The sequence below is a fragment of the Streptomyces sp. NPDC050625 genome, assembly GCF_040654755.1.
In the GTDB taxonomy this organism is placed as follows: Bacteria; Actinomycetota; Actinomycetes; order Streptomycetales; family Streptomycetaceae; genus Streptomyces.
Genome location: NZ_JBFAIQ010000001.1, coordinates 159,478 through 172,987 on the forward strand (window position 1 = coordinate 159,478; position 13,510 = coordinate 172,987).

The 13,510-nt window shown below is 71.1% G+C and carries 14 protein-coding genes; 3 read left to right on the forward strand and 11 right to left on the reverse strand.

Features of this window, described 5'->3' with window-relative positions; all coding sequences use genetic code 11:
• Positions 1–88 precede the first annotated feature (88 nt).
• Both groES and groL read left to right on the forward strand, forming a co-directional pair.
• Positions 89–397 carry a co-chaperone GroES gene (gene groES / locus AB0I54_RS00835; protein ID WP_316747423.1) on the forward strand — a complete coding sequence of 103 codons (309 nt, stop codon included), beginning with the start codon at positions 89–91 and terminating at the stop codon, positions 395–397.
• A gap of 122 nt (positions 398–519) precedes the next feature.
• A complete protein-coding gene (gene groL / locus AB0I54_RS00840; protein ID WP_363293694.1) occupies positions 520–2,148 on the forward strand; it encodes a chaperonin GroEL in 1,629 nt (542 codons plus the stop codon).
• Between the two features lie 59 nt (positions 2,149–2,207).
• Here the strand turns inward: groL and AB0I54_RS00845 are convergent, their stop codons facing one another.
• From AB0I54_RS00845 to AB0I54_RS00885, 9 genes are read right to left on the reverse strand one after another with little or no spacing between them, the layout of a single operon-like run.
• The gene (locus AB0I54_RS00845) at positions 2,208–2,915 is read right to left on the reverse strand and encodes an ester cyclase (RefSeq protein WP_363293695.1); all 708 of its coding nucleotides are present in this window, start codon (positions 2,913–2,915) and stop codon (positions 2,208–2,210) included.
• 33 nt (positions 2,916–2,948) lie between these two features.
• The gene (locus AB0I54_RS00850; protein WP_363293696.1) at positions 2,949–3,155 is read right to left on the reverse strand and encodes an acyl-CoA carboxylase subunit epsilon; all 207 of its coding nucleotides are present in this window, start codon (positions 3,153–3,155) and stop codon (positions 2,949–2,951) included.
• Entirely contained in the window at positions 3,152–4,771 is a 1,620-nt protein-coding gene (locus tag AB0I54_RS00855) for an acyl-CoA carboxylase subunit beta (protein WP_363293697.1), read from the reverse strand. The genes AB0I54_RS00850 and AB0I54_RS00855 overlap by 4 nt, the downstream gene beginning before the upstream one ends.
• A 40-nt stretch (positions 4,772–4,811) precedes the next feature.
• Positions 4,812–6,365 (reverse strand): FAD-binding oxidoreductase, encoded by a 1,554-nt coding sequence (locus tag AB0I54_RS00860; RefSeq protein ID WP_363293698.1) that lies wholly within the window; start codon positions 6,363–6,365, stop codon positions 4,812–4,814.
• On the reverse strand, positions 6,362–6,691 hold the full coding sequence (locus AB0I54_RS00865) for a YciI family protein (RefSeq protein ID WP_363293699.1): 330 nt from the start codon (positions 6,689–6,691) through the stop codon (positions 6,362–6,364). Before AB0I54_RS00865 ends, AB0I54_RS00860 begins: the two co-directional genes overlap by 4 nt.
• 29 nt (positions 6,692–6,720) lie before the next feature.
• Entirely contained in the window at positions 6,721–7,509 is a 789-nt protein-coding gene (locus AB0I54_RS00870; protein ID WP_363293700.1) for an AfsA-related hotdog domain-containing protein, read from the reverse strand.
• Between the two features lie 39 nt (positions 7,510–7,548).
• Positions 7,549–7,827, reverse strand: a complete 279-nt coding sequence (locus tag AB0I54_RS00875; protein ID WP_363293701.1) for an acyl carrier protein — start codon at positions 7,825–7,827, stop codon at positions 7,549–7,551.
• On the reverse strand, positions 7,821–8,618 hold the full coding sequence (locus AB0I54_RS00880) for an SDR family oxidoreductase (protein WP_363293702.1): 798 nt from the start codon (positions 8,616–8,618) through the stop codon (positions 7,821–7,823). The genes AB0I54_RS00875 and AB0I54_RS00880 overlap by 7 nt, the downstream gene beginning before the upstream one ends.
• The gene (locus AB0I54_RS00885) at positions 8,615–9,961 is read right to left on the reverse strand and encodes a fatty acid--CoA ligase family protein (protein ID WP_363293703.1); all 1,347 of its coding nucleotides are present in this window, start codon (positions 9,959–9,961) and stop codon (positions 8,615–8,617) included. Before AB0I54_RS00885 ends, AB0I54_RS00880 begins: the two co-directional genes overlap by 4 nt.
• A gap of 319 nt (positions 9,962–10,280) precedes the next feature.
• Between AB0I54_RS00885 and AB0I54_RS00890 the strand changes: the two genes are divergently transcribed.
• Positions 10,281–10,943, forward strand: a complete 663-nt coding sequence (locus AB0I54_RS00890) for a 4'-phosphopantetheinyl transferase superfamily protein (RefSeq protein WP_363293704.1) — start codon at positions 10,281–10,283, stop codon at positions 10,941–10,943.
• 103 nt (positions 10,944–11,046) lie between these two features.
• Here the strand turns inward: AB0I54_RS00890 and AB0I54_RS00895 are convergent, their stop codons facing one another.
• Together AB0I54_RS00895 and AB0I54_RS00900 are read right to left on the reverse strand one after the other, a co-directional pair.
• Complete coding sequence (locus AB0I54_RS00895; protein WP_363293705.1) at positions 11,047–11,841, reverse strand: HAD-IB family hydrolase; 795 nt, start codon at positions 11,839–11,841, stop codon at positions 11,047–11,049.
• A gap of 8 nt (positions 11,842–11,849) precedes the next feature.
• Positions 11,850–12,650 (reverse strand): response regulator transcription factor, encoded by an 801-nt coding sequence (locus AB0I54_RS00900; protein ID WP_363293706.1) that lies wholly within the window; start codon positions 12,648–12,650, stop codon positions 11,850–11,852.
• Between the last annotated feature and the right edge of the window lie 860 nt (positions 12,651–13,510).

The following is a 13,510-nucleotide window of genomic DNA, read 5'->3' on the forward strand; positions in this document are numbered from 1 at the left end:
GCAGGTCCGGCACCCGCGACGACGGATCCACCTGGTCGCCACCTCAGACAGTTAACCCCGTGAGATCTCCGAAGGGGGAGGTCGGATCGTGACGACCGCCAGCTCCAAGGTTGCCATCAAGCCGCTTGAGGACCGCATCGTGGTCCAGCCGCTCGACGCCGAGCAGACCACGGCTTCGGGCCTGGTCATTCCGGACACCGCCAAGGAGAAGCCCCAGGAGGGCGTCGTCCTGGCCGTGGGCCCGGGCCGCTTCGAGGACGGCAAGCGCGTCGAGCTCGACGTCAAGGTCGGCGACGTCGTGCTCTACAGCAAGTACGGCGGCACCGAGGTGAAGTACAACGGCGAGGAGTACCTCGTCCTCTCGGCTCGCGACGTGCTCGCGATCGTCGAGAAGTAGTTCACCCGAAAGCACATTTCGTTGCTTTGAGCTGCGCCCTTGGCCCCCGCGACCCATAGGAAGCCGGGCGTCGGGGGCGCAGTTTTCGTTCATCCAAGATTTCCGAGAGGGCTCACGCTGTCATGGCGAAGATCCTGAAGTTCGACGAGGACGCCCGTCGCGCCCTTGAGCGCGGCGTCAACAAGCTTGCCGACACGGTCAAGGTGACGATCGGCCCCAAGGGCCGCAACGTCGTCATCGACAAGAAGTTCGGCGCCCCCACCATCACCAACGACGGCGTCACCATCGCCCGCGAGGTCGAGGTCGAGGACCCGTACGAGAACCTCGGCGCCCAGCTGGTGAAGGAGGTGGCCACCAAGACCAACGACATCGCTGGTGACGGCACCACCACCGCCACCGTGCTGGCCCAGGCGCTCGTCCGCGAGGGCCTGAAGAACGTCGCCGCGGGCGCCTCCCCGGCCGCCCTGAAGAAGGGCATCGACGCCGCCGTCGCCGCCGTCGCCGAGGACCTCCTCGCTTCGGCCCGCCCGATCGACGAGAAGTCCGACATCGCCGCCGTCGCCGCGCTGTCCGCCCAGGACCAGCAGGTCGGCGAGCTCATCGCCGAGGCGATGGACAAGGTCGGCAAGGACGGTGTCATCACCGTCGAGGAGTCCAACACCTTCGGTCTGGAGCTGGACTTCACCGAGGGCATGGCCTTCGACAAGGGCTACCTGTCGCCGTACTTCGTGACGGACCAGGAGCGCATGGAGGCCGTCCTCGACGACCCGTACATCCTGATCACCCAGGGCAAGATCGGCGCCATCGCCGACCTGCTGCCGCTGCTGGAGAAGGTCATCCAGGCCGGTGCCTCCAAGCCGCTGCTGATCATCGCCGAGGACGTCGAGGGCGAGGCCCTGTCGACCCTGGTCGTCAACAAGATCCGCGGCACCTTCAACGCCACCGCCGTGAAGGCCCCCGGCTTCGGCGACCGCCGCAAGGCGATGCTGCAGGACATGGCGATCCTCACCGGTGCCACCGTCATCTCCGAGGAGGTCGGCCTCAAGCTCGACCAGGTCGGTCTGGACGTGCTCGGCTCCGCCCGCCGCGTCACCGTCACCAAGGACGACACCACGATCGTCGACGGTGCCGGCAAGACCGAGGACGTGCACGGCCGCGTCGCGCAGATCAAGGCCGAGATCGAGAACACCGACTCCGACTGGGACCGCGAGAAGCTCCAGGAGCGCCTCGCGAAGCTGGCCGGCGGCGTGTGCGTGATCAAGGTCGGCGCCGCCACCGAGGTGGAGCTGAAGGAGAAGAAGCACCGTCTGGAGGACGCCATCTCCGCGACCCGCGCCGCGGTCGAGGAGGGCATCGTCTCCGGTGGTGGCTCCGCGCTGGTCCACGCCGTCAAGGTCCTGGACGACAACCTCGGCAAGACGGGCGACGAGGCCACCGGTGTCTCCGTGGTCCGCAAGGCCGCCGTCGAGCCGCTGCGCTGGATCGCGGAGAACGCGGGCCTCGAGGGCTACGTCATCGTCTCCAAGGTCGCCGAGCTGGAGAAGGGCAACGGCTACAACGCCGCCACCGGCGAGTACGGCGACCTGGTCAAGGCCGGCGTCATCGACCCGGTGAAGGTCACCCGCTCCGCCCTGGAGAACGCCGCCTCCATCGCCTCCCTGCTGCTCACGACCGAGACCCTGGTCGTCGAGAAGAAGGAAGAGGAGCCGGCCGAGGCGGGTCACGGCCACGGCCACGGCCACGCCCACTGAGCGACACGCTCCTGAGCCAGGGCCCGGCACTCCCCGCGGAGTGCCGGGCCCTGCGCTGTCTACTGCTCCAACTGGTCGAGGGCGCCCAGCTGTTGCATCAGCCCCAGCTGGTCGTGCTGCCACCAGGTCTCGGCGATCTTGCCGTTGTCGCCGAACCGGAACAGCGTCATCCCGGTCATGGCGACCTGCCTGCCGGTGGGGGCGATCCCCAGGAAGTCGCCCTTGTGCGTGGCGTTCCAGGTCCACCGCGCACAGGCCCGGTCGCCCTGGGCGAGCACGTCCTCGACCGTGAAGGTGAAGTCGAAGGCGTCCCGCCACATCCGGTACTCGCTGAGGGCGTTGTCCAGCCCGATCGTGTTCTGCGGATTGATCGGGTCGTGGCTGTGGATGTCCTCGTCGAGCAGGTCGTTGAGCGGCGGCAGCTCGCCCGCGGTGGCGAGCGTGTCGAGGAACCGCCGCACGGTGCCCTCGTACAACTGCTGGTCCCGTACGACGTCCAGATCCGTGAACGTAGGCATCTCGTCGCACAACGCGACCAACTCCTGGAAGATCCGGCCGGTCTCCGGGAGGTTGGAGTTCCGCATCGCGTCCTCGTACGTCGGGAACTCCACCACTTCGACGACGTGCGACGCGTCCGAACGGTCCTTGCCGACCACCGCGTGCGTCGCCGTCCGCTTGCCCCTGGTCTGCTCGACCCAGTCGTCCATCAGCCGGTTCATCTCGTCCAGCCGGCTGGTCCTGCACTCGATGAGCTGTACGAACGTCATGGCGCTGCCTCCGGCCCCCCTGGTCCGGTTCCGTCACGCCCCATTTTCCCACCGAAGCGGCGCGATGCCCTGCGTGCGGCCCGCGCGGGCCCAGGCGGCGGGGCGGACGACGTCGGCGGGCCGGTCCCCCACGCGCTGGTTCACCAGGCTGTGCAGGACGACCAGGACGGCGGCGATCTCCTCGGGCGTCGGCTCGCCGGACAGGACCCGGATGCCGTCGATGCCGTCGGCGCCGCTCATGCCGGCTGGTTCCCGTGCTTGCGGTGCGGCAGCTGCGCGCTCTTCGTGCGCAGCATCCGCAGCCCCGAGGCGAGGACGGCCCGGGTGGACTGCGGGGCGATGACGTCGTCGACGAGCCCGCGCTCGGCGGCGTAGTACGGGTGCATCAGTGCCTCGCGGTACTCGGCCACGCGCCGGGTCCGGGTCGCCTCCGGATCGTCGGCCGCGGCGATCTCACGGCGGAAGATGACGTTCGCGGCGCCCTCCGCGCCCATCACGGCGATCTCGTTGGCGGGCCACGCGTACGACAGGTCCGCGCCGATGGAGCGCGAGTCCATGACGATGTACGCCCCGCCGTAGGCCTTGCGCACGATCACCTGGATCCGGGGGACGGTCGCGTTGCAGTACGCGTAAAGCAGCTTGGCGCCGTGCCGGATGATGCCACCGTGCTCCTGGTCCACGCCGGGCAGGAAACCGGGCACGTCGACCAGCGACACCACCGGGATGTTGAAGGCGTCGCACAACTGTACGAAGCGTGCGGCCTTTTCGCTGGCATGGATGTCGAGCACCCCGGCCAGCACCAGCGGCTGGTTGGCCACGATGCCGACCGGGCGGCCCTCGATGCGGCCGAGCGCGCAGATGACGTTGCCCGCCCAGCGCTCCTGGACCTCGAGGAACTCGCCCTCGTCCACCACCTCCTCGACCACCCGGTGCATGTCGTACGGCTGGGCCGGGTCCGCGGGCACGATGTCCAGCAGTTCGGCGCAGGACCGGTCGGCCGGGTCGTCGCAGGGCACCTCGGGCGGTGTCTCGGTGCTGTTCCGGGGGAGCAGGGAGAGCAGATAGCGGACCTCTTCGAGGCAGGTCCGCTCGTCGTCGTACGCGAAGTGCGCGACACCCGACGTCTCGGCGTGCACGTCCGCGCCGCCGAGCCCGTTCTGGGTGACCTGCTCGCCGGTGACGGCCTGGATGACGTCGGGGCCGGTGATGAACATCTGGGACGTCTCGCGGACCATGAAGACGAAGTCGGTCAGGGCGGGCGAGTAGGCGGCGCCACCCGCGCACGGCCCGAGCATCACACTGATCTGCGGGATGACACCCGACGCCTTCGTGTTGCGCTGGAAGATGCCGCCGTAGCCCGCGAGCGCGGTGACGCCCTCCTGGATACGGGCGCCCGCGCCGTCGTTGAGCGACACCAGGGGAGCGCCCGCCGCGATGGCCATGTCCATGATCTTGTGGATCTTCTGCGCGTGCGCCTCGCCCAGCGCGCCGCCGAATATCCGGAAGTCGTGCGCGTACACGAAGACCGTACGGCCGTGGACCGTGCCCCAGCCGCCGATCACGCCGTCCGTGTGCGGACGCCTCTCCTCCATGCCGAAGCCGGTCGCCCGATGCCGGCGCAGCGGCTCCAGTTCGCTGAACGTGCCCGGGTCCAGCAGGAGTTCGATGCGTTCCCGGGCCGTCAGCTTGCCCTTGGCGTGCTGCCGTTCGGTGGCGGCGGCGTCACCCGCGACCACGCCCGCGCGCAGTCCGTCCAGTTCGGCGGTACGGGCCCGCAGCGACGGCGGGGCGGACGGGGCCGCGAACTCCTCCTCGAGCTCGGCCAGTTGGCTATTGCTCAGGGTCTGTATGGACATGGTCGGTCTCCTTTCGGTACGGGTCTCGGGTGCTACCGGGTCACAGGCGCAGGCCGCGGTAGCGGCGGGGCCAGATGCCGTGGGCGCCGGGGGCCAGCACGCCTGCCGGGTCGAGCGCGTCCTTGACCCGCTCGCCGAGCCGCCGGAGCGCATGCCCGTGGAAGGCGTAGGTCTCCGCGACCTTGTCCATCAGGGCCGGGTGTGCGTGCCGTACGCCCAGCCCGGCCGCCGCCGCGTCCGCCACCAGGCGTTCGCACAAGGTCAGGGTGCGGGCCCGGTCGTCCGGGTCGCGGATGTCGAACACGACGGGCACATGGTGGTGCAGCACCCGCCGGCCCACCACGAACGAGCCCAGATAGTCCTTTTGGGCCGTCCGGACGAGCCCGCGCACCCGCGCGTACTGTGCCAGGGCCTCCGCACCGGTGCCCGGCAGCACGGGCGTGACGGGGAGATGCCCGCCGTGCTTCAGCCAGCCGTCGGCCGCGTCGCCCCACAGGCCGGGCGTGTCACGCCCGTCGTCCGGCTCGCCGAGCCTGCAGCGCACCCCGGGGATCGGCGCCAGCGCCGTGCGCACGGCGGCCCATTGGGCGTGCACGACGGGACGGCTGCCGGCCACGGCGCCGTACGCGTTCCAGCGGCCGAGCCGCAGATCGGCCATGACGGAGGCGAGGGCGCTGTCGGGCACGGGGCCCGGAGCGCCGGGGAGGGTGTCGCGGCACCGGCCCGCGGCGGCCGCGTCCAGCAGCAGGCCGCGCACGGTGGGCGACTCGGTGAGCGTGCCGTCGGCGCGCAGCGTCCGCAGGGCGTCGACGAGCGGGCCGAGGTCCTCCGCCCGTGGCACGGAGACGGTGAAGGTACGGCGGTACGGCGGCGCGAGGCGGAGCCGGACGCCGAGTTTGGTGACGATCCCCAGGTTCGGCGGCGCGAACATCGTGTCGAAGGAGGGGCCGAAACCGTAGGGCCACAGATGGGCGCAGCGCGAGGCGCGCAGGCCGCCCATCCCGGTGCGCACCAGGTCGCCGTCCGGCAGCACCACCTCCATCCCGCACCACAGCGCGGGCTCGTCCTCGTAGGGGGTGAGTCCGCCGGTGGCCAGGGCGTGACCGACGACGCTGTCCCAGCCCAGACCCACCGGATCGACCCGGTACGGCAGCCCGCGTGCGGCGAGGTGGGCGGCGAGGTCGACGAAGGTGACGCCCGGCTCGACGACGGCGTACCCGAAGGTCTCGTCGACCTCCAGCACCCGGTTCATCCGGCCGAGGTCGAGGACGACGGCGCCGGGCAGCCGGGGGGCCGCGCCGCCGAGCCCGGTGTTGCGGCCGGGCAGGGCGGGCGCGAGCGGCACCCCGAAGGTCCTGGCGACGTCCAGCACGCGCCGAACGTCGTCGACCGAGGCGGCCAGCAGGGCCGCGCTGGGGACGAAGTGCCCGGGGCCGAGGACCGGCTGCGGGTCGTCGTAGCCGACGAGGGCGATGTCCTCGTCGGTCAGTACCCGGGAGTCGCCGAGCACCGCGCGGAACGCGGTGAGCGCCTCGGCGAACTCCCGGGGCCCGACGCCGTGCGGGAGCCGGGGACGGCCGCTCACGGATGTCACGGCCGTCCTTCCGTGGTCCGGGCGGCCTCCTCCGTGAGCCGCACGGGGGAGCGCTGCGAGGGGGTGAACGCCTGGATGTCGATGCGTTCCCAGACGCCCGAGACGGCGAACGGGTCGGCGAAGGCGTACTCCTCCACCTGCTCCCGGTTCGCGGCCTCGACCACGATCAGACTGCCGACCGCGGTGGTGCCGTCGGTGTCGACCAGGGGCCCGTAAAGCACCGGTCGCACCGGCGTGGCCCGCAGCCGGGCCGAGTGCGCCGGCCGCTGGGCCGCCCGCAGTTCGGCGGTGCCCGGTGCGTCGAGGCAGTGGATCGCCCACAGCATCTGTCTCTCCTCGGGTCGTGGGGGCGTACTCAGGCCGCCTGGTCGCCGCTCATCGCCGGTCCGGCCTGGTCACGCAGCCGGGTCAGCTCCGCGACCACGGCCTGACGGGCCGCGATCTTCTCCTGCTTGACGCTGAACGGCTCCGGGATCACCCGGTATTCGGCGTCGATCACGCTGGCGAGCGTGTCGCCGTGGTGGATCGAGATCCGGCACTTGAAGACCGGCCCCACCGGGGTGCGGGTCAGCTCCAGCAGCTCGTACTGCAGCGTCGCGGCGAGCGGGAAGACGAAGCTGTGGAACGTGGAGCCGACCGAGCCGATGACGAACCGGGTGCGGTCGGGGCCGGTGACGTAGAACTGCTCGGTGACCACCGTCCAGAACTGCCGGGCGGCCTCCAGGAGCGTGATGGCCGGTATGTGCTGGCCGGTGAGGTGGTCCGCCAGGACCTCGACGCGCTGGTCGAGCACGAGGTCGGCGGCGAAGCGGTTCTCTCCGATCTGGCCGACCGGCCCGATCAGTACGTTCTTGGCGTCGTGCTTGTGGGTGAGCCGCTGCCGGGCCCGCTCGGGCACCCCGGGCTTGGCGACCGTGACCGCCGGCGCGTACCGGTCGGCCAGGGTGCGTATCTCCGCCAACTCCTCGTCGCTCAGGCCCTGTCCGATGCCGACCGCCAGGCTTTCCGGTACGTCGCCGGAGCGCAGCCGGGCCAGCAGGTCGGAGACGGGGACGGTGCCGCGGTTGGCGAGGAAGTCCTCGAAGCGGTCGCCGACGGCGATGACGGCATCGGGCGACATGGACTGTGCCGTGGATCGTGACATGGGTCGGTCCCTCCGGTCGTGGTGGTGGGCGGTCCGGGCTCAGGCGGTGGCCGCGGCCAGGTTCGCCAGCGTCTCGATGTAGGCGTCGGTCAGCGCGCCCACCGTCCGCACGTCGGAGATCACGTAGTCCTCCTCGAACGGGTCGGCGCCGAACTCCGTCTCCAGCTGGATGATCAGCCGGGCCAGCAGCAGCGAGTTGAGCCCGATCCGGGCCAGCGGCTCGTCCCCGGTGAGCAGGAGCACGGGCTTGCCGGCCTCCTTCAGCAGGGCGTTGATCTGCTCGTGGACGGTCGCGGTGATGTCGGTCGTGGTCAGCATGTGATTCCTCCGTCGACGACGATGGTCTGCCCCGTGATGAACGAGGCGTCCGGTGAGATGAGGTAGAGGACGGCGTCGGCGATCTCATGGATGTCGCCGAGCCGGCCGAGCGGCGTGCGCCGCTGGATGCGTTCCCGGTTCCGCTCCGTGACGTCGGACGTCATGTCGCTGTCGAAGAAGCCGGGGACGATCGAGTTGACCCGGATGTCGAAGGCGCCGAGCTCCCGGGCGAGGCTCCGGCTGAATCCGTCGAGCCCCGCCTTGGTGGCGGAGTAGACGGCGACACCGCGGTAGCCGCGGATGGCGTTGATGGACGAGACGTTGAGGATCTGGCCGCCGCCCTGCTTCGTCATCGAGCGGGCGCAGGCGTGCGCGAGCGTGATCGGGGCGACCAGGTTGGCGGCGATCAGTGTCGAGGTCTGTTTCGCGGACGTGGTCAGGAACAGCTCCTGGTGCAGCACCGCCGCGTTGTTGATCAGCAGGTCCACTCGACCGAAGCGGCGTCGCACCGTCCGTACGAACTCGCGCAGCGAGTCGGGCTCGGTGAGGTCGGCGGCCTCCCACAGGAAGCGGTCCTCCGCGGTGACCTGAAGGTCCTTGACGAACTCGTTGGCCGACCTGCTGAACGTCGCCACCCGCCAGCCGTCCACGAGCAGCCGCTCGACCAGGAGCCGGCCGAGTCCCTTGCTGCCGCCGCTGATCACGGCGACGCGGTCGTCGTTCCCGGTGGCGGTGGCGGTGGCGGTGGCGGTCACGGCTCCGGTCCCGGGCGCCGGCTCGTGGGCGCTCATGCCGCGCTCCGGATCTTCTTGTACCGGTCGGAGTGCATGGGCGCGGCGGCGATCTCCACCAGGGCCGGCACCTTGTACGGCTCCAGGCGCTGCGCGCAGAACTCGCGCACCCGGCGCATGACGTCACGCCGGTCCTCCTCCTCGACCAGCTGCACGGTGGCCTTGACCACCATGCCGGTCACCGGGCTGGGCCGGCCGCTGACCGTGGCCTCGGCGATGTTGTCCAGCTGGAGCAGGACGCTCTCGACCTCGCTCGGGTAGACCTTCTCGCCGCCCACGTTGATGATCTCGGAGTTGCGGCCCAGGATCCGCACCCATTCGCCGTCGACCTCGACGACGTCCTGCGTGTTGAAGTAGCCCTCGTCGTCGAAGGGGGCCGGGGCGTTGAGGTAGCCCAGCATCGCCATCTCCGAACGAATCCACAGGACGTTGTCGATGATCTTGTGGTCGAAGCCGGAGTTGCCGAGCTTCACCCACAGCGTGTCGTCACCCCGGGAGCGGGTGGGCAGGATGCCCAGCTCCGACAGGCCGTACGTCTGCTTCAGCCGGACCCCCGGCAGCGCCCGGGCCAGACGGCGCAGGGTCTGCAGGGGCATCGGCTCGGTGCCGTAGGTGACGAGTGAGAGGGAGTCGGTGGCGTGCCGTTCGTGGGCGCCGGAGATCAGCACCATGTTCAGGAAGGTCGGCGTGGTGGGCAGGATCTCCACCCGGTGCGCGGCGATCGCCCCGAACACGGAGTCCGGCGTGCGCTCCGCCACCGTGATCACGGTGCCGCCCTGGCTCAGCGTGTGCAGCAGGGTGTTGACGCCGCCGATGTGGTCCAGGCTGAGGAAGGACAGGATGCGGCCGGGCCGGGTCGGCTCACCGTAGCGGCCGAGCACCTTCTCGAAGTCCAGCACCGAGGCCTTGCTGCGGCCTGTCGTACCGGAGCTGAACAGGACCAGGCCCGGATGCCCGGTGGCGCGCAGTTCCTCGTACAGCTCGTGCGCCGCGCCGCGCCCGGTGCGTTCGGCCCGGTGCTCGCCGCCGCCGGCGTCGACCTCGATCACCACCTCCACCTGTGCGACGTCCAGGAACTCCGCGCGCTTGGCGGCCGGGATCGCACTGAGCGGTACGACGACCGCACCGCGCTCGATCAGCGCGAGCAGGCCGGCGCAGGCCTGCGGGGAGTAGGCGCCCTCCAGCGTGACGACCTCGCCCGCGGCCACCTGGTGGCGGTCGAGGAAGCCGCGCCAGTCGTCGACGAGGCGCAGCAGTTCGTCGTAGCCGTGGGAGCGGCCCTCGAAGACGACGGCCTCGGCATCACCGAAAGTCTTCAACCGGTCCAGGAAAGAATGGGGCATCGGGATCTCCCGTTGTTCGGTCGCATTGTTCTGGTCGTGATTTCTTTGGTTTATTTCGATGGGGAAAATCTAGGGCGGCGTCGTTCCGGGCTTCAATCTGCCTTTTCCGGGACCTCGTCCGGAGTGGCCGACCCGGCGTGGCCGTCCGGGCAGAGCCCCCGGGTATGCCCGGACGGCCATGTAGCGGAAGAGGCATCGCGCACGGCACCATCGGGACAGCGATTTGCTGTCATGACCTTGTCCTGGGATGGCAGTGGCCCGCCGCATTCGGCGGGCCCTTCCTGCGCCTTTTCACGGCGCTTTCCACCCAGGAGAAGAAATGATTCAGCAGATACTTCCGCCTGCCGTCGCCGGTGCCGACACCACGGTCGACCTGCTTGACTCCCCGGTGTTCCCGGAGGAGGAGCCGTATCTGACGGACTCGGTGGAGCACCGTCGTCGCGAGTTCGTCACCACCCGGCGGTGCGCCCGTACGGCGATGACCGCGCTCGGGGTGCCGCCGGCCCCGGTCGGTTCGGGTCCCAAGGGGGAGCCGGAGTGGCCGACCGGGGTGACGGGCAGCATGACCCACTGCGACGGCTACCGGGCGGCCGCCCTCTCGCACAGCCGCGAGTACCACTCCATCGGGATCGACGCCGAGCCCCACGAGCCGCTCGCCGAGGAACTCGTCGCGTACATCACCGGCCCGGACGAACGAGCCCACCTGCGCGAACTGGAGCGCAGCCACCCCGCGGTGCACTGGGCGACCGTGCTGTTCAGCGCCAAGGAGACGGTCTACAAGGCCTGGTACCCGCTGGCCCGGCGGTGGCTCGGCTTCCGCGACGCCCGGCTCACCTTCGACCCGGGCGCCGGAACGTACACGGCACGCCTGCTGGTGCCGGGGCCGGTGGTGGACGGGGACCGCATCGCCTGGTTCACCGGCCACTGGGCGGTACGGGACGGGCTCGTCCTCACCGCGATCGCGGTGCGGCGCGCCCAGTGAGGGACGGGCGACCCGGGAGGTCGTCAGGCAGGCCGGGCGAGGCCGGCAGCGGGTCGGCGGTGCCCTGAAGGGGTGCCGCGAGGCGGTACTTCCGGCGTAGCGCTCAGCGCCGCTCGGCCGCGGTCAGCAGCCGTGTGGGCGAGGCGTCCGGGGGCGGCAGGTGTCCGGGGGTGGCGGGCAGGACGGGCCAGTCGAGCCGCTGGGCGTGTTCGAGCAGCACCCGGTCGCCGCCGACCACCACCGGGTTGCCCACCGCGCCGAGCATGTCCAGGTCGCTGGAGTGATCGCCGTAGCAGCTGCAGTCCGCGGCGACCAGGCCGAGCTCCACGACGGTCTCGCGCACGGCGTCCGCCTTGACCGACCCGATCATCGGCCGTGCGACCTCGCCGGTCAGCCGGCCGTCGGGGTCCAGCAGGGGTTCCGAGCACAGGATGCGGTGCGCACCGAGATCCTCGGCGAGCGGCTCCAGACAGCCCCGGAACGACCCGGAGACCAGGACCAGCAGATGGCCCGCCTTGCGATGCCGGGTGGCCGCGGCCCAGGCCGGGACGACGACGGCGGCGGAGCCTCGGCGGTACTGCTGCCACCACTCCCGCCCGGCCTCCAGCAGGGCCTCGTACGGTACGCCGGCGAAGCGCCGGTAGTAGGACCGGTTGATCTCCGAACGGTGCACACCGGAGGCTGCGGCCCGGTGCACGCCGGCCATGACGGCGTCGTAGCCGCTGCCGTCGTCGCCGTGCCGGGCCAGCCAGAAGCGCAGGAAGTGGAACATGCTCTTCGTGTTGACCAGGGTCTCGTCGACGTCGAAGAAGGCCGCGGCAGCGCTGTTCGGAGCGCTGTGGGCAGTGCGGTGGGGAGTGCGGTGGGGAGTGCTGTCGGGCGTGCTGTCGGGATACATGGAGGGGCTTACCAGCCGTTCGTGAGGGAGGAGGCAACCACCTGGCCGGTGGCCGACGGGACGGGGCGGACGTCGCCGTCCTGGGAGGAGCGGTGCGCGGGGCGGCCCGCGGGGTGCTGCGCCGCCGGGGCGCACAGGCCCTCGCGCAGGGCGCGGACCGTTGCCAGCGTGCGGTTGGGGCAGTTCAGCTTGGCGAGGATGCTGGCGACGAGACGCTTCACACCGTGCTCCGAGATGAGCAGCCGGCGGGCGATCTGCTTGTTGCTGAGGCCCTCGACGAGATGTCCGAGCGCCTCACGCTCCCGCGGTGTCAGCCGGGGCGGCGCCGGGGCCGTCTGCGGTGCGCCGCGTCCGCGCCCAGCGAGCTGGAGCAGATCGCGGGTGAGCGCGGCCGGTATGTGGACCTCGTCCTCGCCCATCGCGGTGAGCACCTTGTGCAGGTCCTCGATCTGAAGGCCGTCCGAGCAGAGCAGCGACGCGCCCGACAGGGACGCCACCCGGTCCAGGTCCACGGAGTCCAGGTCGGGCAGGAGCAGCAGCACGCGCATTCCGTAGGCGGCCACGCGGTGCAGTACGGAGTCGGGGTCCAGGTCCGTGCCCTCGGGGGCCACGATCAGCAGGTCGGTCGCCGGGTCACGCACGGCGTCCACGGCGGACGTGAGGTCGGCGAAGGGACGGCAGGCGGCGACCTCGCGGAGGGACCTCAGCATGCCTTCGAGTCCGTAGCGCTGCAGATCGTCGCGGATGGAGAGAACGATGTTCAAGGGCTGGGCGGCGACTGCCTCGAGAGCAGCGCGGTGCGGTGACATGGTGGCCTTACCTCCATGGGTCCTCTGGGTCCTCGGCGGTGCCCCCCCGTGGGCCTTCCATGCCGCAGACGCTAGAGCCGCCGGGGCCCGCGCAGGGGGCCAGTGCCTCCAAGACGGGGGGCGGGCGGACCGAAAGTGGTAGGGGGATGCCTCGGTCGAGGGCCCCGGAGCCCGGTGCCGGCCCGCGGGCTCCTGTGCCCCGAGCACAGACGGGCACAAGGCAGGCGCAGCCCGCCCGCGAGCAGCGCAACGACAGCTCGGGCGCCGGGGCGCGGCGTGCGTGGCGTGGCCGCCGGGCGATTCCAGCGTGGGAAGCGGCGGACCTGTGCCCAGCCTGGGGTGATGTCGGGCGGGGATGTGCGAGGAGGGGGGAGGGGCTGCCTGGCTGTGCAGGGGCGGTGGACCGGCGCCCGGCCCCGGATCCCGGCCGACGGCAGGCATCCGGTCGCGATGGCACGGTACGGCTTCCACCGGCATCCTGGCCCGCTGCAGGAGGATGACGGTCCCGTGCCGGGGCGGGTGGGTCCCGTATCGGATTCGGGCCTGCTGCGGGAGGGCGTCGGTCCTGTGCCGGGGCGGGTGGGTCCCGTATCGGATTCGGGCCTGCTGTGGGAGGGCGTCGGTCCTGTGCCGGGGCGGGTGGGTCCCGTATCGGATTCGGGCCTGCTGTGGGAGGGCGTCGGTCCTGTGCCGGGGCGGTGGGTCCGTACTGGATTCGGGCCCGCTGCAGGAGGATGACGGTCCTGCCCCCCGGGGGGCGATGGGCCCCGCACCGGATCCCGGCCCACTCCAGCAGGACGACAGCGGCGCCCCAGGAGCCACGCCCCCCCGCACCGGATCCCGGCCCCGGATCCTCTGTC

Bases quoted from the DNA above. Each gene is read 5' to 3' on its own strand.
- AB0I54_RS00880 (WP_363293702.1), bottom strand. From the start codon at position 8,618: ATGAGCGCCCACGAGCCGGCGCCCGGGACCGGAGCCGTGACCGCCACC.
- AB0I54_RS00865 (WP_363293699.1), bottom strand. From the start codon at position 6,691: ATGCTGTGGGCGATCCACTGCCTCGACGCACCGGGCACCGCCGAACTG.
- AB0I54_RS00885 (WP_363293703.1), bottom strand. From the start codon at position 9,961: ATGCCCCATTCTTTCCTGGACCGGTTGAAGACTTTCGGTGATGCCGAG.
- AB0I54_RS00890 (WP_363293704.1), top strand. From the start codon at position 10,281: ATGATTCAGCAGATACTTCCGCCTGCCGTCGCCGGTGCCGACACCACG.
- AB0I54_RS00875 (WP_363293701.1), bottom strand. From the start codon at position 7,827: ATGCTGACCACGACCGACATCACCGCGACCGTCCACGAGCAGATCAAC.
- groL (WP_363293694.1), top strand. From the start codon at position 520: ATGGCGAAGATCCTGAAGTTCGACGAGGACGCCCGTCGCGCCCTTGAG.
- AB0I54_RS00900 (WP_363293706.1), bottom strand. From the start codon at position 12,650: ATGTCACCGCACCGCGCTGCTCTCGAGGCAGTCGCCGCCCAGCCCTTG.
- AB0I54_RS00870 (WP_363293700.1), bottom strand. From the start codon at position 7,509: ATGTCACGATCCACGGCACAGTCCATGTCGCCCGATGCCGTCATCGCC.
- AB0I54_RS00895 (WP_363293705.1), bottom strand. From the start codon at position 11,841: ATGTATCCCGACAGCACGCCCGACAGCACTCCCCACCGCACTCCCCAC.
- AB0I54_RS00845 (WP_363293695.1), bottom strand. From the start codon at position 2,915: ATGACGTTCGTACAGCTCATCGAGTGCAGGACCAGCCGGCTGGACGAG.
- AB0I54_RS00855 (WP_363293697.1), bottom strand. From the start codon at position 4,771: ATGTCCATACAGACCCTGAGCAATAGCCAACTGGCCGAGCTCGAGGAG.
- AB0I54_RS00850 (WP_363293696.1), bottom strand. From the start codon at position 3,155: ATGAGCGGCGCCGACGGCATCGACGGCATCCGGGTCCTGTCCGGCGAG.